Source organism: Micromonospora sp. NPDC047707 (genome assembly GCF_040704235.1).
GTDB lineage: Bacteria > Actinomycetota > Actinomycetes > Mycobacteriales > Micromonosporaceae > Micromonospora.
Genome location: NZ_JBEYSU010000006.1, coordinates 127,223 through 145,549, shown reverse-complemented (window position 1 = coordinate 145,549; position 18,327 = coordinate 127,223). Strand labels below are relative to the sequence as shown.

Below are 18,327 nucleotides of genomic sequence, written 5' to 3'. Positions count from 1 at the left end.
GGCGGTCGAGACCGATCCTGAACAGTGACGCCGCGTGAGGGTCAACCCCGCCGCGCCGTCGTGGGTCACGGTAGGTGGCGACCGCAACGTCGCCGTCCCGCCGGTGGACCCTCACCGGTACGCCGGTCACCCGCCCCCGGCGGACCGCCCGCTACGCGCGGGGACGAACCAGACCCGACTCGTACGCGAGCACCACCGCCTGCACCCGGTCCCGCAGACCGAGCTTGGTCAGCACGTGACCGACGTGCGTCTTGACGGTGGTCTCGCTGACCGACAGCGCCCGGGCGATCTCCGCGTTCGACAGGCCGCGGGCGACCTGCACCAGAACCTCGCGCTCCCGGTCGGTCAACGTGTCGAGCACCCGCGGCGGGGCCGCCGCCGGGTCGGGCAGCAGACCGGCGAACCGGTCCAGCAGCCGGCCGAGGATCCGCGGGGCGACCGCCGCGTCCCCGGCGGCGACCGCCCGGATCGCCGACACCAGGTCCGCCGCCGGCACATCCTTGGCCAGGAAGCCGCGCGCCCCCGCGCGCAGCGCGCCCACCACGTACTCGTCGAGGTCGAACGTGGTGAGGACCAGCACCCGCACCGGCAGCCGGGACTCGACGATGGCGCGGGTCGCGGACACCCCGTCCAGCCGCGGCATCCGCACGTCCATCAGCACCACGTCGGGCAGCAGCCGGCGGGACAGCTCCACCGCCTCCACGCCGTCGCCGGCCTCGGCGACGACGTCGAAGTCCTCCTCGGCGCCGAGCACCATCCGGAAACCGGTGCGCAGCAGCGGCTGGTCGTCGGCGATCAGGATGCGCACCGGCCGCCGGACCGCGGCCTGCCGCCCCGGGTCGGTGCCGGCGGCGCCGGAGGCCGTCACTCGTCCGCGCCCGGCGGCGCCGGACGGGACCGGGCGTCGCGCAGCGGGTCGGCGGCGGCCGCGGCGGCCGGGAACGGCGGCGGCGTGCCCCCGAAGCTGGGGCACAGCGCCTGGTGGTTGCACCAGTCGCACAGCCGGCTCGGTCGAGGGCGGAAGTCCTGCGCGGCGGTGGCCGCCTCGATCGCCCGCCACAGCGCCACCACCGTGCGCTCGAAGCGCACCAACTCGTCGGCGTCCGGCGCGTAGTCGCAGACCTCGCCGTCGCGCAGGTAGAGCAGGCGCAGCACCCGCGGCACCACCCCGCGGGTGCGCCACAGCACCAGGGCGTAGAACTTCAACTGGAACAGCGCCCGCGCCTCGAACGCCTCCCGCGGCGCGCCACCGGTCTTGTAGTCGACCACCCGCAGCGCGCCGTCCGGCGCCACGTCGAGGCGGTCCAGGTAGCCCCGGATGAGCAGTTCCTCGTCGACGACCGCGGAGATCAGGCTCTCCCGCTCGGCCGGCTCCAGCCGGCGCGGATCCTCCACCGCGAAGTAGCCCTCCAGCAGCGCCGCCGCCGACCGGAGGAACCCCGACCGGGCGGCCTCGTCGCCGTCGGCGAACAGACCGGCCAGCTCCGGCTGCTCGGTGACCAGCCGCTCCCACTGCGGGGCCACGAGGTCGCCGGCGGCGGCCGGAGTGCGCCCGGCCGCCGGCAGGTCGAACAGCCGCTCCAGCACCGCGTGGACCAGCGTGCCCCGCGCCTGCTCCACGCTGGGCCGCTCGGGCAGCCGGTCGATGCTGCGGAACCGGTAGAGCAGCGGGCAGGTCTTGAAATCCGCCGCGCGCGACGGGGACAGCGACGCCCGCACCGTGGCCGGCACCTCCGCCGGGAGCGGGGGCTGCTGCGTCGTCACCGGATCCGCCGTCATGTCCGGAAAGGGTAGGGCACCGGTCCGACACCGCCGCCGTCGCCGCTCCGGCACATGATCCGCGCCGCGTAGCATCGGGCCGGTGGAGCAGAAGACGCGACCGTCCCGCCGGCCGGACGGGCGCCTCGGGCTGACCGTCGGCCGGGTGTTCGGGGTGCCGCTGCACCTCAGCGCGTCGATGGTGCTGCTCGCGCTGGTCGTCACCGTGCTGTACGCGGAGTTCGCCCGCGACCAGCTGCAGCTGTCGCAGGCCGGCGGCTACCTCATCGGCCTCGGTTTCGTCGTCTCCCTGCTCGGCTCGGTGCTGCTGCACGAGCTCGGCCACGCCCTCACCGCCCGGCGGTACGGCATCGGCGTACGCGGAATCACCCTGGAACTGCTCGGCGGCTACACCGAGATGGACCGCGACGCCCCGTCGCCCCGGGTCGACCTGCTGGTGTCCCTGGCGGGGCCGGCCGTCTCCGCCGTGCTCGGCGCGGCCGCCGTCGCCGCCACCCTGGCCCTGCCCGACGGCACCCTGGTCAACCAGCTCGCCTTCCAGCTCGCGGTCAGCAACGTCATCGTCGCGGTGTTCAACATCCTGCCGGGGCTGCCGCTCGACGGCGGCCGGGCGCTGCGGGCCGCCGTGTGGGCGGTCACCCGGGACCGGCACCGGGGCACCGAGGTGGCCGGCTGGGTGGGGCGCGCCGTCGCCGTCGGCACCGCCGCGCTGGTCGCCCTGCTCACCCTCACCCGCCAGCTGGCGCCGCTCGCCCTGCCGTTGATGCTGCTGGTCGCGTTCACCCTGTGGCGGGGCGCCGGGCAGTCCATCCGGGTGGCCCGGGTCAGCCGGCGGTTCCCGCTCATCGACCTGTCCCGGCTGGCCCGGCCCGTCGTCACCGTCCCCACCGGCACGCCCCTCGCCGAGGCGCAGCGCCGCCGCGACGGCACCGACGCGGGCGCCGCGCTGCTCGTCACCGACTCCGCCGGCCGCCCGCTCGCCCTGGTCGACCCGGCCACCGCGGCGGCCGTACCGACGGAACGCCGTCCCTGGGTGGCGGTCGACACGGTCTCCCGCTCGCTGGCCGGCCTGCCGGCCATGCCGGTCGGCCTCGACGGGCACCAGGTGATGGAGACCGTCCAGCAGCACCCGGGCGCACAGTACGTGGTGACCTCAGGCGAAGATGTCGTCGGCATCCTGCACATCGTGGATCTGGCTCAGCTGCTCGAACCTCACCGGAAGATGAACACGTGACCGCAACTCCCTCCGCCGTACCCGCCGACCAGCACACCCCGACGCCGCCCCCGGTCCACCGCGGGCCGTTCCGGCCCGGCGACCGGGTGCAGCTGACCGACCCGAAGGGGCGGATGCACACGGTCACGCTGGAACCGGGCAAGGAGTTCCACACCCACCGCGGCATCCTCAAGCACGACGCCCTGATCGGCCAGCCGGACGGCAGCGTCGTCACCACCGCCGGCGGCGGCACCGCCTTCCTCGCCCTGCGGCCGCTGCTCGCCGACTACGTGCTGTCCATGCCCCGCGGCGCCCAGGTCATCTACCCGAAGGACTCCGCACAGATCGTCGCCATGGGCGACATCTTCCCCGGCGCCAAGGTGCTGGAGGCGGGCGCCGGTTCCGGCGCGCTCAGCTGCTCCCTGCTGCGCGCCGTCGGGCCCACCGGCGAACTGCACTCGTGGGAGCTGCGCGACGACTTCGCCCAGATCGCCCGGCGCAACGTCGAGGCCTTCTTCAACGGCCCGCACCCGGCCTGGCGGCTGCACGTCGGCGACGTCGCGACCAATCCCGAGACCGGCTTCGACCGGATCATCCTCGACATGCTGACCCCCTGGGAGACCCTCGACATGGTCGAGCGGGCCCTGCTGCCCGGCGGCGTGTTCATCGGGTACGTCGCCACCACCCCGCAGCTGTCCGAGCTGGTGGAGGCGCTGCGCGAGCGCGGCGGCTGGACCGAGCCGCGGGCGTGGGAGTCCCTGGTGCGGGACTGGCACGCCGAGGGCCTGGCGGTCCGCCCCGACCACCGCATGATCGCCCACACCGCGTTCCTGGTGTCCGCGCGTAAGCTCGCCCCCGGGGTCACCGCCCCGCCGCGCCGCCGCAAGCCCAGCAAGGGCACCGAGGCGTACGTCCAGCGCCGCACGGCACTGCGCGAGGCGGAGGCCGCCCGGGCCGCGGCCGCCGCCCAGGCCGCCGGAGCGGAGCCCCGCCAAGCGGAGACGGAGCAGCCGTGACGGCGGCGGCGGGCGGCTGGGAATGACGGAACGGACGCCGGTCGGTGCGGACCGGCGCGAGTGCGGGGAGGCGGTATGAGCCGGCCGGGCTTCGGCGGCGGCGACCTGCCGGCGGTGTTCCCGGACTGGTCGCCGTACCAGGACCTCGAGTCCGCCGCCCGGGCCTACCTGCGCGACCCGGACATCGCCCTCGAAGCGCTCGGCGGGGTGCTCCGCGGCGCCTCCGTGCTCGGGTTCACCCTGGAACGCTTCGTCAACGAGGTCAACGGCGTCTGGCAGGAGGTCGTCGTCTGCGACGGCAGCCGGCTGATCCTCTGGCACGGCGAGGACGTCCCGCCCGGCGAGGGCCCGCCCGGCTCGATGACGTCGTCGCTGCGGGTGGTGCCGGTCTCCTCGGTCACCGAGGTCGGCTGCCGGCGCCGCCTCACCCGCGACGAGGACGGCACGGTGCGCGTCGACAGCATCGACGTCTACCTGCTGCTGACGTCGCTGGACGAGTCGCCGGCCAGCGAGGAGGCGACCGGCGCGCCCCGGCACGACGCACTGCGCTTCGGCAAGACCCTCGACGACGGCGGAGCCGGGCAGATCGCCCGACTGGAGGAGTTCGCCCGGCTGGTCGCCTCGGTGGTCGGCCGGCCGATGCTCTGAGGCGTACCCCTCGGTCTGCGGTGACCCGGACCGGAGCGGACCCGGTCACCGCGGGCGCCGGCGTCAGTCCTCGGCGTCCGGGCCGGCCACCTCGACGCCGTCGCTGCCGCGCACGACGTGGATGCACTCGCCCGGGCACTCCTTCGCGGAGTCGATCACCTCGAGACGCAGGTGCTCCGGCACGTCCACCCGGCCGCCCGGGGCCTGCACCAGCTCACCGTCGGGACCCTTGACGTACGCAAGGCCGTCGATGTCGAACTCGAACACCTCCGGGGCGTACTGCACGCACAGCCCGTCGCCCGTGCACAGGTCCTGATCAACCCAGACCTGCAGCTGGTCGGTCGCGACCTCGGCCACCGGCGCACCCCCCATGTTCTCCCGTCCCACGCCTCGACGGTACCCGAACGCCCGGACCGGCCCCCGTGCCCACCCTTCGCGATCAAGGTTCGGTGACGAGGGCGTTGCGTGGGACCGAATCGGCCTCATAGCGGCTAGTGTTAGGTCAGAACGTTCAAGCCCCCCGGGGAGGTGGGACGTGGCACGCAGCGACGACGCGGACTCGCGCGCCGCACGGTGGGAGAAGGAGGCCCACGATCTCTCCACGCAGGTCGCGTTCCTTCAAGAGGAACTCGCTCTGGTGCGGCGCAAGTTGACCGAAAGCCCCCGACACGTCCGGCAGCTCGAAGAGCGGCTGGCGGCCACCCAGGCTCAGTTGGCGCGGCTGACCGAGAACAACGACCGGCTCGTGAGCACCCTCAAGGAGGCTCGCGCGCAGATCGTGACGCTCAAGGAGGAGATCGACCGCCTCGCCCAGCCGCCGAGTGGCTACGGGGTCTTCCTGGCGCGGCACGACGATGGCACGGTGGACGTGTTCACCGGTGGCCGCAAGCTCCGGGTGGCCGTCTCACCCTCACTCGACGTGGACGAGCTGCGCCGCGGGCAGGAAGTCCTGCTCAACGACGCCCTCAACATCGTCGACGCGTTCGGCTACGAGCGGGTCGGCGAGGTCGTGATGCTCAAGGAGGTGCTCGCCGGCCCCGGCGGCACCGCGGGCGACCGCGCCCTCGTGGTCTCCCACTCCGACGAGGAACGCATCGTGCACCTCGCGGAGACCCTGATCGGCACCTCGATCCGGGCCGGCGACTCGCTCATGATCGAGCCACGCTCGGCGTACGCGTACGAGCGGATCCCGAAGAGCGAGGTCGAGGAGCTGGTCCTGGAGGAGGTGCCCGACGTCGACTACACCGACATCGGCGGCCTCCACGCGCAGATCGAGCAGATCCGCGACGCGGTGGAACTGCCGTTCCTGCACGCCGACCTGTTCCGCGAGCACCAGCTCCGGCCGCCGAAGGGCATCCTGCTCTACGGTCCGCCCGGCTGCGGCAAGACGCTGATCGCCAAGGCGGTGGCCAACTCGCTGGCCAAGAAGATCGCCGAGCGGCGCGGCGAGGAGAAGCACACCAGCTTCTTCCTCAACATCAAGGGCCCGGAGCTGCTCAACAAGTACGTCGGCGAGACCGAGCGGCACATCCGGCTGATCTTCCAGCGGGCCCGGGAGAAGGCCGGCGAGGGCACGCCGGTCATCGTGTTCTTCGACGAGATGGACTCGGTGTTCCGCACCCGCGGCTCCGGTGTCTCCTCGGACGTGGAGAACACCATCGTCCCGCAGCTGCTCAGCGAGATCGACGGCGTCGAGGGCCTGGAGAACGTCATCGTCATCGGCGCCTCCAACCGGGAGGACATGATCGACCCGGCCATCCTGCGCCCCGGCCGGCTCGACGTGAAGATCAAGATCGAGCGGCCGGACGCCGAGGCGGCCAAGGACATCTTCTCCAAGTACATCCTCCCCGGCCTGCCCCTGCACCCGGACGACCTGGCCGAGCACGGCGGCGACCCTCAGGCCACCGTGGCGGCGATGATCGACGCGGTCGTCCTGCGGATGTACTCGGAGACCGAGGAGAACCGCTTCCTCGAGGTCACGTACGCCAACGGCGACAAGGAAGTCCTCTACTTCAAGGACTTCAACTCCGGCGCGATGATCCAGAACATCGTCGACCGGGGCAAGAAGATGGCCATCAAGGAGTTCCTCACCTCCGGTCGCAAGGGCCTGCGCCTGCAGCACCTCCTCGACGCCTGCGTCGACGAGTTCCGCGAGAACGAGGACCTGCCCAACACCACCAACCCCGACGACTGGGCCCGCATCTCCGGCAAGAAGGGCGAGCGGATCGTCTACATCCGCACGCTCGTCTCCGGCGGCAAGGGCGCCGAGGCGGGCCGGTCCATCGAGACCGCCAGCAACACCGGCCAGTACCTCTGACAACGGCACGACGAGGGCCCGGGGCGCGCGAGCATCCCGGGCCCTCAACCGTCACCGGGCGCGCCCACGCCGGACAGCCGCGTCACCATCGGTGGTGGCGCCGACTACGCTCGACTGCGGGACCGGTCGGGCGAGCGAAGCAGGTAGGTCGATGAGCGTAAGACGGATCATGGGCACCGAGGTCGAGTACGGCATCTCCGTGCCCGGCCAGGCCGGGGCCAACCCCATGGTCACCTCCTCCCAGGTGGTCAACGCCTATGGGGCACGCCCGGAACTCAACCGGGGCGGCCGGGCCCGCTGGGACTACGAGGAGGAGTCCCCGCTGCGTGACGCGCGCGGCTTCACCTACTCCGGCGCCGCGTACGACCCCGCCGAGGCCCTCGCCGACGAGGACCTCGGGCTGGCGAACGTGATACTCACCAACGGCGCGCGGCTCTACGTCGACCACGCACACCCCGAGTACTCCACCCCCGAGGTCACCAACCCTCGGGACCTGGTGCGCTGGGACAAGGCCGGCGAGCGGGTGATGGCCGAGGCCGCGCGCCGCGCCGCCACCATCCCCGGCACCCACCCCATCCACCTGTACAAGAACAACACCGACAACAAGGGCGCCAGCTACGGCGCCCACGAGAACTACCTGATGCGGCGGCAGACCCCGTTCGCCGACATCGTCGCGTACCTGACGCCGTTCTTCGTCACCCGGCAGATCTTCGCCGGCGCCGGCCGGGTGGGCATCGGGCAGGACGGCGGGCAGAGCGGCTTCCAGATCTCCCAGCGCGCCGACTTCTTCGAGGTCGAGGTGGGCCTGGAGACCACCCTCAAGCGGCCCATCATCAACACCCGGGACGAGCCGCACGCCGACGCCGACAAGTACCGGCGGCTGCACGTCATCATCGGCGACGCCAACCTGTCGGAGATCTCGACGTACCTGAAGGTCGGCACGACCGCGCTGATCCTCACCATGATCGAGGAGAAGGCGCTCGGCCCCGACCTCGGCATCGCCGACCCGGTCAGCGAACTGCGCGCGGTCAGCCACGACCCGTCGCTCACCCACCTCATGCGACTGCGCGACGGCCGGCGGCTCACCGCCCTCGACGTGCAGTGGGCCTACTACGAGCGGGTGCGTTCCTTCGTGGACGACCGGTACGGCGCCGACGTGGACGAGCAGACCGCCGACGTGCTCGCCCGCTGGGAGAGCGTCCTGGACCGGCTCGGCCGGGACGTCATGCTCTGCGCCGACGAACTCGACTGGGTGGCGAAGCTGCGGCTGCTGGAGGGCTACCGGGAGCGGGAGAAGCTCGGCTGGGGCTCCCACAAGCTGCAACTGGTCGACCTGCAGTATTCGGACGTCCGGCCGGAGAAGGGCCTCTACCACCGGCTGGTCTCCCGCGGCGCCATGAAGACCCTCCTGCCGGAGGAGGAGACGCGGACGGCGATGACCGAGCCGCCGGAGGACACCCGCGCCTACTTCCGGGGCCGTTGCCTCGCCCAGTACGCCTCCGAGGTCGTCGCCGCGAGCTGGGACTCGGTCATCTTCGACGTCGGCCGCGAGTCGCTGGTGCGGGTGCCGATGATGGAGCCGGAACGCGGCACCCGCAAGCACGTCGGCGCGTTGTTCGACCGCTGCGAGAGCGCGAAGGATCTGCTGGAGACCCTGACCGGCGGCTGAGCCGTCACCGCCGTGCTGCCCGAAAGCCCGTCGTGTGCCGCGAGCCGGCGCGCGACGGGCTTTTCGTCGCCTGCGCGAGGTAAGTTTCTCGCAGACGATCGTGGAGGAGGCAGCCATGGCCACTCGTGACAGCGGCGGGCAGTCGCAGACCGGGAAGTCCCGGCAGGGCGAGGAGATCGAGGACGTCGCGACCGAGGCGAACCCGGAGGTCGCCGAGCGGCACGCCGACATCACCGAGGACGTCGACGACCTGCTCGACGAGATCGACTCCGTCCTCGAAGAGAACGCAGAAGAGTTCGTGCGAGGTTACGTACAAAAGGGAGGCCAGTGATCATTTAGGGTAAATCGGACATGCCGCTTCCTTCGGATGATCAGGACGGGCGACGGCGCTGCCGTGACTGCGGGGAATGGAAGCCGCTCGCGGACTTCTGCGCGAGCAGCAAGCGCCCCAGCGGTCGCGGTAGCTACTGCAAGCCGTGCTTCAACCAACGCTCCAAGGCCAGCTATGCCAAGCGGGTGAAGGCGAAGCAGGGCCGAGATGTGAAACAGGCCCGGGAAGTCCCGGAAGGGCATCGCTTCTGCGCGGACTGTGGAACTGTCAAGCCCGTGGTCGACTTCCCCCGCAATCGATCGGACAGCTCGGGCTACGCCACCTACTGCAAGCCCTGTCACAACAGCCGCACCCGGGAGGTCAGGCAGCGGCTGTACGGCGGCAGCCGGGAGTACCACCTGCGGCGCCGCTACGGGGTCGGGCAGAAGGAGTTCGACGAGCTGCTCGCGGAGCAGGGCGGGGTCTGCGCCATCTGCGGCGTGGAAGATCCGCAACACCTGGACCACGATCATCGCACCGGATGGGTGCGCGGGATACTCTGCTTCAACTGCAACGGTGGTCTTGGCCAGTTCCGGGACAGTCCGGAGAGGCTGGCCAGGGCGATCACGTACCTGAGAGGAACCACGTGGCAGCGGGTTTTGATCCATCCGGGCGTCTTCCAGATGTGTTCACCAACGCGGGGACGTCCTCCTTCACAGCGTTCCTGAGCAAGGTGGCCCCCGAGATGCTGCCCGGTCGTCGGCCGCTGCCGCCGGGCATGGCCGCCGACCTGGCGCCGCACGCCACCACCATCGTGGCGATCTCGGCGGTCGGCGGCGTGGTGATGGCCGGCGACCGGCGCGCCACGATGGGCAACCTGATCGCCCAGCGGGACATCGAGAAGGTCCACCCGGCGGACGCGTACTCGCTGGTGGGCATCGCGGGCACCGCCGGCATCGGCATCGAGCTGATGCGACTGTTCCAGGTGGAGCTGGAGCACTACGAGAAGATCGAGGGCGCGATGCTCTCGCTCGACGGCAAGGCCAACCGGCTGGCGTCGATGATCCGCGGCAACCTGGGCGCCGCGATGCAGGGCCTGGCCGTGATCCCGCTGTTCGCGGGCTTCGACCTGGCCGCGACCGACCCGGCGAGGGCGGGCCGGATCTTCAGCTTCGACGTGACCGGCGGCCCGTACGAGGAGACCGGCTACGACGCGATCGGCTCGGGCTCGCTGTTCGCGCGGTCGGCGCTGAAGAAGCGGTTCCGGGCCGGGCTGTCGATCGACGACGCGGTCCGCCTGGCGGTGGAGGCGCTGTACGACGCGGCCGACGACGACACCGCGACCGGCGGCCCGGACCTGACCCGGCGGATCTACCCGGTGGTGATGACCGCGACGGCGGGGGGCACGCACCGGCTCACCGACGCCGAGACGGCGGCGATCGCCGAGAGCGTGGTCTCCGGCCGCATGGAGAACCCGGGCGGCTGAGGCCGTCCCACCCGACAGCAGTCCCCAGCACAGCGCCGTAAGGAGAACCGCCGCCGTGGCCATGCAGTTCTACGCCTCGCCCGAGCAGATCATGCGCGACCGCTCCGAGCTGGCCCGCAAGGGCATCGCCCGGGGGCGCAGCGCGGTGGTCCTGAGTTACGCCGGCGGGGTGCTCTTCGTCGCGGAGAACCTGTCCAGCGCCCTGCACAAGGTCAGCGAGATCTACGACCGGATCGGCTTCGCCGCCGTGGGCCGGTACAACGAGTTCGAGAACCTGCGGCGGGCCGGCGTCCGGATGGCCGACCTGAACGGTCTGAGCTACGACCGGCGGGACGTGACCGGCCGGGCGCTGGCGAACGCGTTCGCGCAGACCCTCGGTGCGATCTTCACGGAGCAGTCGAAGCCGTTCGAGGTGGAGATCTGCGTCGCCGAGGTCGGCACGACGCCGGAGGACGACGAGCTGTACCGGCTGACGTACGACGGCTCGGTCAACGACGAGCCGGGCCGGATGGCGATGGGCGGGCAGGCCGAGGCGATCACCGGCGTGCTGAAGTCGAACCACCGTCCGGACATGTCCCTGGGCGAGGCGGTGAAGGTGGCGGTGCAGGCGCTGGGCAGTGTCGGCGGTGAGGGCGGGGCGTCGCGCACGATCGCGGCCAACCAGCTGGAGGTGGCAGTCCTGGATCGCAGCCGGGTGGGGCGGACCTTCCGGCGGATCACCGGGGCCGCGCTGACCGCCCTGCTCGACGGCGGCAAGGCCGAGGAGCCGTCGGCGCGGCCGGAGACCCCGACGGTGCCGACTGAGGCGGCGCACAAGCCGACCACCTCCGCGGGTTCGGCCGACCTGGAGGGCCAGGAGCCGGAGCGCCCGGAGTCCTGAGCGTCGACGCGGCGGAGCGGCGGCCGGGTACGGCGCGCGCAGCCCGGCCCGGCGCGGTCCGCGCACAACCCGGCTGGCGTCGTCCGCGCGCAGCCCGGCGCGGTCGCGCAGGCCGCGTGTGCTCACGCCTTGACGAGCGGCTCCCACCAGGCCCGGTTGTCCCGGTACCAGTCGATGGTCGCGGCGAGCCCCGCGTCGAAGTCGACGGTGGGCGCCCAGCCGAGCTCGCGGCGGCTGGTGGTGGTGTCGAGTGCGTAGCGCCGGTCGTGGCCCTTGCGGTCGGGCACCGGCGTCACTCGGTCCCAGCCGGCGTCGAACGCGGCGAGCAGCCGCGCGGTGAGGTCGCGGTTGCGGAGTTCGGTGCCGCCGCCGAGGTGGTAGACGCCGCCGGGTCGGCCGGCCTGCTGGGCGCGGACGATGCCGTGGCAGTGGTCGTCGACGTGCAGCCAGTCGCGGACGTTGCCGCCGTCGCCGTACAGCGGCAGCGGGCGGCCGTCGAGGAGGTTGGTGACGAAGAGGGGAATCACCTTCTCCGGGTGCTGGTAGGGGCCGTAGGTGTTGGCGCCGCGGGTGATGACCACGTCGAGGCCGTGGGTGCGGTGGTAGGCGAGGGTGAGCAGGTCGGCGGCGGCCTTGGAGGCGGAGTACGGGGAGCTGGGGTCCAGCGGCGCGGACGGCGGCCAGCAGCCGTGGTCGATGGAGCCGTACACCTCGTCGGTGGAGACGTGCACGAACCGGCGGGTGCCGTGCCGCAGGGCGGCGTCGAGCAGGGTCTGGGTGCCGACGACGTTGGTGGTGACGAAGGGCGCCGCGCCGGTGATGGAGCGGTCCACGTGCGACTCGGCGGCGAGGTGGACGATCACGTCGTGCCCGGCGACGATGTCGTCGACGAGGTCGGGGTCGCGGACGTCGCCGTGGACGACGTGCAGCCGGGGGTCGTCGCGGACCGGGTCGAGGCTGCCGTCGGTGCCGGCGTACGTGAACGAGTCGAGCACGGTGACCCGGTCCGGCGGCAGGGTGGGCTCGGCGCCGTCGAGCAGGCGCCGCACGTACGCCGAGCCGATGAACCCGGCGCCGCCGGTGACGAGGATCCTCACGGTTCGCACCGTACCTCCGGCCGGGGGTGGCCCGGACGGAGCCGACGGACGCGGGCGGGCGCCGCGTGGGACGGGCGTGGCGAGCGCTGCCCATGTGGGGCGTCGGGCGGCTAATGTCTCATCATGGAGCGGCGAATCTTCGGCCTCGAGACCGAGTACGGTGTCACCTGCACCTATCGCGGGCAGCGCCGGCTTTCCCCCGACGAGGTCGCGCGGTACCTGTTCCGGCGGGTGGTGTCGTGGGGCCGGTCGAGCAACGTGTTCCTGCGCAACGGTGCCCGGTTGTACCTGGACGTGGGTTCGCACCCGGAGTACGCGACGCCGGAGTGCGACTCGGTGGTGGACCTGGTCGCGCACGACCGGGCCGGTGAGCGGATCCTGGAGGGGCTGCTCGTCGACGCGGAGAAGCGGCTGCACGACGAGGGCATCGCGGGCGAGATCTACCTGTTCAAGAACAACACCGACTCGGCCGGCAACTCGTACGGCTGCCACGAGAACTACCTGGTGTCGCGGCACGGTGAGTTCGGCCGGCTGGCCGACGTGCTGATCCCGTTCCTGGTGACCCGGCAGTTGATCTGCGGGGCGGGGAAGGTGCTGCAGACGCCGCGCGGGGCGGTGTACTGCCTGTCGCAGCGGGCGGAGCACATCTGGGAGGGTGTGTCCTCGGCGACCACCCGCAGTCGTCCGATCATCAACACGCGGGACGAGCCGCACGCGGACGCGGAGCGTTACCGGCGGCTGCACGTGATCGTCGGCGACTCGAACATGAACGAGGTCACCACGCTGCTTAAGGTCGGCACGGCGGACATCGTGCTGCGGATGATCGAGGCCGGCGTGGTGATGCGGGACCTGACGCTGGAGAACCCGATCCGGGCGATCCGCGAGGTGTCGCACGACATCACCGGGCGGCGGAAGGTGCGGCTGGCCTCCGGCAAGGAGGTCAGCGCGCTGGAGATCCAGCAGGAGTACCTGGCGAAGGCGACGGAGTTCGTGGAGCGGCGCGGCGGCGACCAGACCGCGAAGCGGGTGGTGGAGCTGTGGGGCCGGGTGCTGCGGGCGGTGGAGACCGGTGACCTGGAGCCGGTGGCCCGGGAGATCGACTGGGTGACGAAGCTGCGGCTGATCGAGCGTTACCAGCGCAAGCACGACCTGCCGCTGTCGCACCCGAGGGTGGCGCAGATGGACCTGGCGTACCACGACCTGCGCCGCGGTCGGGGCCTGTACGGTCTGCTGGAGCGGCGGGGCGAGGTGGACCGGGTGGCGACGGACCCGGAGATCTTCGAGGCGAAGGAGACGCCGCCGCAGACGACGCGGGCGCGGCTGCGGGGCGAGTTCATCCGGCACGCCCAGGAGAAGCGGCGGGACTTCACCGTCGACTGGGTGCACCTGAAGCTGAACGACCAGGCGCAGCGCACGGTGCTGTGCAAGGACCCGTTCCGGGCGTACGACGAGCGGGTGGAGCGGCTGATCGCCAGCATGTGACCGGTGGCGGGTCGGTGCGGGACGGTGTCCGTGGTCCCGGGCGGCCCGCCGGGTAGGCTGTCGGCGCCATGATGCCTACCGAACCGGCCGGTCCGGGCTCCGAGAAGCAGAGCTGGGCCGAGCGCCGCCGCCAGAAGATCCGCGAGGAGATCGAACGTAACCGTCGCGGGGAGTACACGGTGCCCACCTGGGTGCTGGCGCTCGCGCTGGCGTTGATCGTGGGTGCCTGGGTGGCGATCGTGGTCTTCGCCTGATTCGTCCTGCGGGCAACGACACTTCACCCGACAGGCGCCGGGCGCTCAGTCCAGCAGACCGGCGGCGTGGCGGCCGGCCGCGGCCGCGGCGAGGAAGTAGGCGCGGTCGGCGTCCAGGCCCCGGCCCATCGTGGACAGCGGCACCGGGCTCGCCCGCAGGGCGGCGTCGAGCCCGTCGACCGGCACCCGGACCACGTCGTGAAGGGCCGTGAGGGGCGCCAGCGCCGCGTCGACCGCGCCGGCCAGCGCCGGGTCGAGGCCGTCGGGCACGATCAGCTCCGCGCGGGCCAGGGCCACCCGGCCGTACGCGGTGAGGCTGTGGTGGGACACGCCGAGGTGCCGGGGTCGGGGGTCGGCGTCGGAGATGCGCAGCGACCCCACCGGCCGCCCGCCCAGCGCGGCGACCGCGTTCACCGCCTCGCCGACGGCGACGCCGGAGAATCCCCAGCGGGTGCCGGTACCGAGGTTGCCCGGACCCTGGGCGACGACCGCCACGTCCGCGCGCAGCACGTGCCGGGCGGCGAGCAGCCCGGTGTGCAGCGTGCTGGCCTCCAGGTCCCCGCCGAACGCCTGCCCGACGCTGACCGTGCCGGCCAGGCGGCCGCGCAGCCCGGCGAGGGTGCGGGAGAACCAGGCCGGCAGCGCGCCACCATCGGTGAGCAGGTACGCCACCCGGGCGTCGGGGGCGTCGGCGTGGATCCCGGCGAGGACCGCCGGTAGGGCGGAGTGCAGGTCGGCGGTGACCACCGGCAGCCCGGCCAGGTCGTCGGCGTCGGCCAGGACCGCCCGGTGCGGCGACGCCTCCTCGTCCACGCCGAGCAGGATCGGCTGCAACGGCGTGTAGCGGGCCTTGACCAGGTGGCCGGCGTCGCGGTTGTCGGCCGGTGCGGGCGGGTCCGGCGGCAGCCGGTCGGGCAGGGCCACGACGAGGGCGTACCCGCCGGTGCCGAGGCCCATCAGCAGCGCCCCGGCGTTGAGCAGCACGCGGTCGCCGACCTGCGGCCGGCCGACCAGGTCGGGGTACGCGAGGGCCCGCATCGCCGTGCCGTCGCCGAGCGCGACGTCCAGCTCGACCGCGCCGGTCCACTCGCGCCGCAGCGCCGTCACGGTTCCCGCCCGCCATCGCACCATGCGGTGGACGCTAGCGGTCACGGCCGGGGTGACCCGTGCCCGGGGTGGCGGTCGGGTCGGTGAAGGCGTCGCGGATCTCGGTCCCGCGCTCCGGTGCCGCCACGCGGTGACCCGGCTGCGGTCACACGTCGGGTGACGACCGTGACGCGCGACGCGTGGGGTACACGTGTTCGGCGTGCCGGCTGCTAGCGTCTACCGCGTGTCGCGGACCCGCACCGAACGCCTGGTCAACCTGGTGATCTGTCTGCTGTCCACGCGACGGTTCCTGACCGCCGCGCAGATCGCCGCGACCGTGCCCGGCTACGAGCACGATCCGCACGACGCGCGTGACCACGAGGCGTTCCAGCGCAAGTTCGAACGGGACAAGGCCGAGCTGCGTGAGCTGGGCGTCCCGCTGGAGACCGGGACGGCCAGCGCGTTCGACGTCGAGCCCGGCTACCGGATCGCCCGGCGGGAGTACGCGCTGCCCGACATCCCCCTCGAACCGGACGAGGCCGCGGCGGTGGGCATCGCCGCGCGGCTCTGGCAGCACGCGGGCCTGGCCGCCGCGGCCTCCTCGGGGCTGGCGAAGCTGCGCGCCGCCGGCGTCGACGTGGACCCGCAGGCCACCCTCGGGCTGGAGCCGATGGTGACGGTCGACCCGGCCTTCGCGCCGCTCACCGCCGCCGCGCGGGACCGCCGCGAGGTGAGCTTCGACTACCGCGTCCCGGACCGCGACGAGCCGTCCCGCCGCCGGCTGCAGCCGTGGGGTGTGGTCTGCTGGCGGGGCCGGTGGTACGTGGTCGGGCACGACCTGGACCGGGCGGCGACCCGCTGCTTCCGTCTCTCCCGGGTGGTGGGAGCGGTGCGGGTGACCGGCCGTCCGGGGGCGTTCGAGCCGCCGGCCCGGGTCGACCTGATCAGTCACGTCGCCCGCTGGTCCGGCCCGGTCGAGCGCACCGGCCGCGCCACGGTCCTCGCCGCCCCCGGCCGGGCCGCCGGGCTGCGCCGCTGGGCGGTCGACACGAGTTCCGGGCCGGACGGTGACCGGCTGGTCCTGCCGTACGCCGACCCGGACTTCCTCGCCAACCAGCTAGTCGGGTACGGGCCGGACGTGCGGGTGCTCGACCCGCCGGAGGTGCGGGAGGCGGTCATCCAGCGGCTGAAGGAGATCGCCGCCCGCCACGACGACCTCGCCGTCGCCGGGGGTGCGCGGTGACCCGGCCCGCCGCCCGCGGCGGCTCCCGCACGTCCGCCGACCGGCTGGCCCGGCTGCTCAACCTCGTTCCGTATCTGCTGGCCCGCCCGGGGATCGCGATCGCCGAGGCGGCCGCCGACCTGGGCGTCACCGAGCGGCAGCTGCGGGAGGACCTGGAGCTGCTCTGGGTGTGCGGGCTGCCCGGGTACGGCCCGGGTGACCTGATCGACATGGCGTTCGACGGCGACCGGGTGACGATCACCTACGACGCGGGGATCGACCGGCCGCTGCGGCTCACCCCGGACGAGGCCCTCGCCCTGGTCGTGGCGCTGCGGATGCTCGCCGAGACGCCGGGCGTGGCCAACCGGGAGGCCGTGGAGCGCGCCCTGGCCAAGATCGAGAACGCGGCGGGTGACCTGGTGGGCGCTCCGGTGGCCGTACGGCTGCCGGCCGACACCCGCAAGGTGGCGGAGCTGCGGGTGGCGGTGGAGAGCGGCCGGGCGCTGCGGATCACCTACTACACCGCCGCGCGGGACGAGACGACCGACCGGGTGGTCGACCCGTTGCGGATGCTGATGGTCGGTGGCCGGGGGTACGTGGAGGCGTGGTGCCGCCGGGCCGAGGGGATGCGCCTGTTCCGGGCCGACCGCATCGACGCGGTGACGCTGCTGGACGAGCCGGCCCGGGTGCCACCGCAGGCGCGCCCGCACGACCTCACCGAGGGCGTGTTCCGGCCCTCGCCGGACCTGCCGCTGGTCACCCTGCGGATCGGCCGCGGCGAGCGGTGGATCACCGAGTACTACCCGTGCGAGCGGGTCGAGGAGGGCGACGGGGACCAGTGGCTGGTGTCGCTGCGGGTCACCGACCTGGCCTGGGCGCGCCGGTTCGTGCTGGGCCTCGGCCCGGACGTCACCGTGGTCGCCCCGGCCGAGCTGGCCACCCAGGTGCACGCGGCGGCGGTCGCGGCCCTCGACGCGTACGCGACGCCACCGCCCCCGCGGGACCCTGCCGACCCGGCGGTGGCCGACCCGGCGGTGGCCGACCCGGCGGTGGCGGCCCCCACCCAGTAGGCTGGCCGCCGTGGTGACGTGGATCGTGGTCGCGCTGGTGCTGGTCCCGCTCGTGCTGTTCGGCCTGGCCGTCCGCCCGGTCGTGGCCCGGCTGCCCCGGCTGCGCCGCGCCGCTCTCGCCCTGCAGCGACGCGCCGGTGAGGCGGAGGCCCTCCAGGAGGCCGCCGAGGCTCTCCAGGCCCGGGCTGAGGCGCTGCAGGAGCGGCTGGACACCACGCAGCGCCGGCTCGCCGTGATCAAGGCGAAGCGCGGCGGCTGATCGATCTTTGTCGCTATCCTGCACGATTGCGCCCTGTTCCGCGCACGGATTGGCACGTTCCGGCGGTTGACGGGACATCGTGGGTTGGTCAAGACTTCACCGGGCCGGGACGATCCCTCACCGCCCGGCGGGTGGCAACGTCCCACGACGCACGTACGATGGGCTGCGGTACCACCCCTGCCCGACACAGAGCGACTGGAGCTTCCCATGGGTGCCCTCAAGCCGTGGCACATCGCCGTACTCGTGGTCGTGCTGATCCTGCTCTTCGGCGCGAAGCGGCTCCCCGACGCGGCCCGTTCGCTGGGCCGTTCGCTGCGGATCATCAAGGCCGAGACCAAGAGCCTGCAGGACGACGACCGCGACCTGGCCGAGAAGGCCGACGCGCAGGCCGGCTACCAGCCGCTGCCGCCGCAGGCGCACCAGGCGCCGCAGGCCCAGTACGGTCAGCAGGCCCAGTACGGTCAGCAGGCGCCCCACCAGGCCCCGCCGCAGCAGCCGGTCGTCGACCCGGTGCAGCGCGTCCGCGACCACTGACCGAA

General features: G+C 72.9%; 20 protein-coding genes. 15 read left to right on the top strand and 5 right to left on the bottom strand.

Features of this window, described 5'->3' with window-relative positions; all coding sequences use genetic code 11:
* Positions 1-151: 151 nt before the first annotated feature.
* Positions 152-868, bottom strand: a complete 717-nt coding sequence (locus tag AB0873_RS09220; RefSeq protein WP_366599118.1) for a response regulator transcription factor — start codon at positions 866-868, stop codon at positions 152-154.
* Positions 865-1,779, bottom strand: a complete 915-nt coding sequence (locus AB0873_RS09215; RefSeq protein WP_366599117.1) for a PD-(D/E)XK nuclease family protein — start codon at positions 1,777-1,779, stop codon at positions 865-867. Before AB0873_RS09215 ends, AB0873_RS09220 begins: the two co-directional genes overlap by 4 nt.
* Before the next feature lie 178 nt (positions 1,780-1,957).
* Here AB0873_RS09215 and AB0873_RS09210 point away from each other — a divergent pair, with 178 nt between their 5' ends.
* From AB0873_RS09210 to AB0873_RS09200, 3 genes are all read left to right on the top strand, one after another.
* Positions 1,958-3,013, top strand: a complete 1,056-nt coding sequence (locus AB0873_RS09210; RefSeq protein ID WP_366599312.1) for a M50 family metallopeptidase — start codon at positions 1,958-1,960, stop codon at positions 3,011-3,013.
* Positions 3,010-4,008, top strand: a complete 999-nt coding sequence (locus tag AB0873_RS09205) for a tRNA (adenine-N1)-methyltransferase (protein ID WP_155332285.1) — start codon at positions 3,010-3,012, stop codon at positions 4,006-4,008. The genes AB0873_RS09210 and AB0873_RS09205 overlap by 4 nt, the downstream gene beginning before the upstream one ends.
* Positions 4,009-4,083: 75 nt before the next feature.
* Positions 4,084-4,656: a hypothetical protein gene (locus AB0873_RS09200; RefSeq protein ID WP_366599116.1), complete on the top strand. Its 573-nt coding sequence runs from the start codon at positions 4,084-4,086 to the stop codon at positions 4,654-4,656.
* Positions 4,657-4,719: 63 nt separating this feature from the next.
* Here the strand turns inward: AB0873_RS09200 and AB0873_RS09195 are convergent, their stop codons facing one another.
* The gene (locus AB0873_RS09195; RefSeq protein WP_155334257.1) at positions 4,720-5,013 is read right to left on the bottom strand and encodes a ferredoxin; all 294 of its coding nucleotides are present in this window, start codon (positions 5,011-5,013) and stop codon (positions 4,720-4,722) included.
* Positions 5,014-5,191: 178 nt separating this feature from the next.
* Here AB0873_RS09195 and arc point away from each other — a divergent pair, with 178 nt between their 5' ends.
* The 6 genes from arc to prcA all read left to right on the top strand — a co-directional run bounded on the left by arc (position 5,192) and on the right by prcA (position 11,318).
* The gene (gene arc / locus AB0873_RS09190; protein WP_155332283.1) at positions 5,192-6,973 is read left to right on the top strand and encodes a proteasome ATPase; all 1,782 of its coding nucleotides are present in this window, start codon (positions 5,192-5,194) and stop codon (positions 6,971-6,973) included.
* 151 nt (positions 6,974-7,124) lie between these two features.
* On the top strand, positions 7,125-8,642 hold the full coding sequence (gene dop / locus AB0873_RS09185; protein ID WP_155332282.1) for a depupylase/deamidase Dop: 1,518 nt from the start codon (positions 7,125-7,127) through the stop codon (positions 8,640-8,642).
* Positions 8,643-8,757: 115 nt separating this feature from the next.
* Positions 8,758-8,973 (top strand): ubiquitin-like protein Pup, encoded by a 216-nt coding sequence (locus AB0873_RS09180; RefSeq protein WP_366599115.1) that lies wholly within the window; start codon positions 8,758-8,760, stop codon positions 8,971-8,973.
* 20 nt (positions 8,974-8,993) lie between these two features.
* Entirely contained in the window at positions 8,994-9,680 is a 687-nt protein-coding gene (locus AB0873_RS09175) for an endonuclease VII domain-containing protein (protein WP_155332280.1), read from the top strand.
* A complete protein-coding gene (gene prcB, locus AB0873_RS09170) occupies positions 9,599-10,438 on the top strand; it encodes a proteasome subunit beta (protein ID WP_366599114.1) in 840 nt (279 codons plus the stop codon). The genes AB0873_RS09175 and prcB overlap by 82 nt, the downstream gene beginning before the upstream one ends.
* Before the next feature lie 55 nt (positions 10,439-10,493).
* Positions 10,494-11,318, top strand: a complete 825-nt coding sequence (gene prcA, locus AB0873_RS09165; RefSeq protein WP_366599113.1) for a proteasome subunit alpha — start codon at positions 10,494-10,496, stop codon at positions 11,316-11,318.
* Positions 11,319-11,440: 122 nt separating this feature from the next.
* On the opposite strand, the gene rfbB is transcribed toward prcA, so the two are convergent.
* The gene (rfbB, locus tag AB0873_RS09160) at positions 11,441-12,415 is read right to left on the bottom strand and encodes a dTDP-glucose 4,6-dehydratase (protein ID WP_366599112.1); all 975 of its coding nucleotides are present in this window, start codon (positions 12,413-12,415) and stop codon (positions 11,441-11,443) included.
* Between the two features lie 123 nt (positions 12,416-12,538).
* On the opposite strand from rfbB, the gene pafA reads away from it, so the two are divergent.
* Entirely contained in the window at positions 12,539-13,897 is a 1,359-nt protein-coding gene (pafA, locus tag AB0873_RS09155; RefSeq protein WP_088993761.1) for a Pup--protein ligase, read from the top strand.
* 68 nt (positions 13,898-13,965) lie between these two features.
* Positions 13,966-14,151, top strand: a complete 186-nt coding sequence (locus tag AB0873_RS09150) for a hypothetical protein (RefSeq protein ID WP_155332275.1) — start codon at positions 13,966-13,968, stop codon at positions 14,149-14,151.
* Positions 14,152-14,196: 45 nt separating this feature from the next.
* On the opposite strand, the gene AB0873_RS09145 is transcribed toward AB0873_RS09150, so the two are convergent.
* A complete protein-coding gene (locus tag AB0873_RS09145; RefSeq protein ID WP_366599111.1) occupies positions 14,197-15,282 on the bottom strand; it encodes a DUF3866 family protein in 1,086 nt (361 codons plus the stop codon).
* A gap of 199 nt (positions 15,283-15,481) precedes the next feature.
* Between AB0873_RS09145 and AB0873_RS09140 the strand changes: the two genes are divergently transcribed.
* From AB0873_RS09140 to tatA, 4 genes are all read left to right on the top strand, one after another.
* On the top strand, positions 15,482-16,480 hold the full coding sequence (locus AB0873_RS09140) for a WYL domain-containing protein (protein ID WP_366599110.1): 999 nt from the start codon (positions 15,482-15,484) through the stop codon (positions 16,478-16,480).
* Entirely contained in the window at positions 16,477-17,529 is a 1,053-nt protein-coding gene (locus AB0873_RS09135) for a YafY family protein (protein ID WP_366599109.1), read from the top strand. The genes AB0873_RS09140 and AB0873_RS09135 overlap by 4 nt, the downstream gene beginning before the upstream one ends.
* Positions 17,530-17,539: 10 nt before the next feature.
* The gene (locus tag AB0873_RS09130; RefSeq protein WP_155332271.1) at positions 17,540-17,788 is read left to right on the top strand and encodes a hypothetical protein; all 249 of its coding nucleotides are present in this window, start codon (positions 17,540-17,542) and stop codon (positions 17,786-17,788) included.
* Positions 17,789-17,995: 207 nt separating this feature from the next.
* Positions 17,996-18,322, top strand: coding sequence for a Sec-independent protein translocase subunit TatA (tatA, locus tag AB0873_RS09125; protein WP_155332270.1), 327 nt, complete (start codon positions 17,996-17,998; stop codon positions 18,320-18,322).
* Positions 18,323-18,327 lie beyond the last annotated feature (5 nt).

Coding starts and splice junctions, on each gene's coding strand:
- dop (WP_155332282.1), top strand. CDS start 7,125: ATGAGCGTAAGACGGATCATGGGCACCGAGGTCGAGTACGGCATCTCC.
- AB0873_RS09150 (WP_155332275.1), top strand. CDS start 13,966: ATGATGCCTACCGAACCGGCCGGTCCGGGCTCCGAGAAGCAGAGCTGG.
- tatA (WP_155332270.1), top strand. CDS start 17,996: ATGGGTGCCCTCAAGCCGTGGCACATCGCCGTACTCGTGGTCGTGCTG.
- AB0873_RS09215 (WP_366599117.1), bottom strand. CDS start 1,779: ATGACGGCGGATCCGGTGACGACGCAGCAGCCCCCGCTCCCGGCGGAG.
- AB0873_RS09210 (WP_366599312.1), top strand. CDS start 1,958: ATGGTGCTGCTCGCGCTGGTCGTCACCGTGCTGTACGCGGAGTTCGCC.
- pafA (WP_088993761.1), top strand. CDS start 12,539: ATGGAGCGGCGAATCTTCGGCCTCGAGACCGAGTACGGTGTCACCTGC.
- AB0873_RS09175 (WP_155332280.1), top strand. CDS start 8,994: ATGCCGCTTCCTTCGGATGATCAGGACGGGCGACGGCGCTGCCGTGAC.
- AB0873_RS09180 (WP_366599115.1), top strand. CDS start 8,758: ATGGCCACTCGTGACAGCGGCGGGCAGTCGCAGACCGGGAAGTCCCGG.
- AB0873_RS09200 (WP_366599116.1), top strand. CDS start 4,084: ATGAGCCGGCCGGGCTTCGGCGGCGGCGACCTGCCGGCGGTGTTCCCG.
- AB0873_RS09145 (WP_366599111.1), bottom strand. CDS start 15,282: ATGGTGCGATGGCGGGCGGGAACCGTGACGGCGCTGCGGCGCGAGTGG.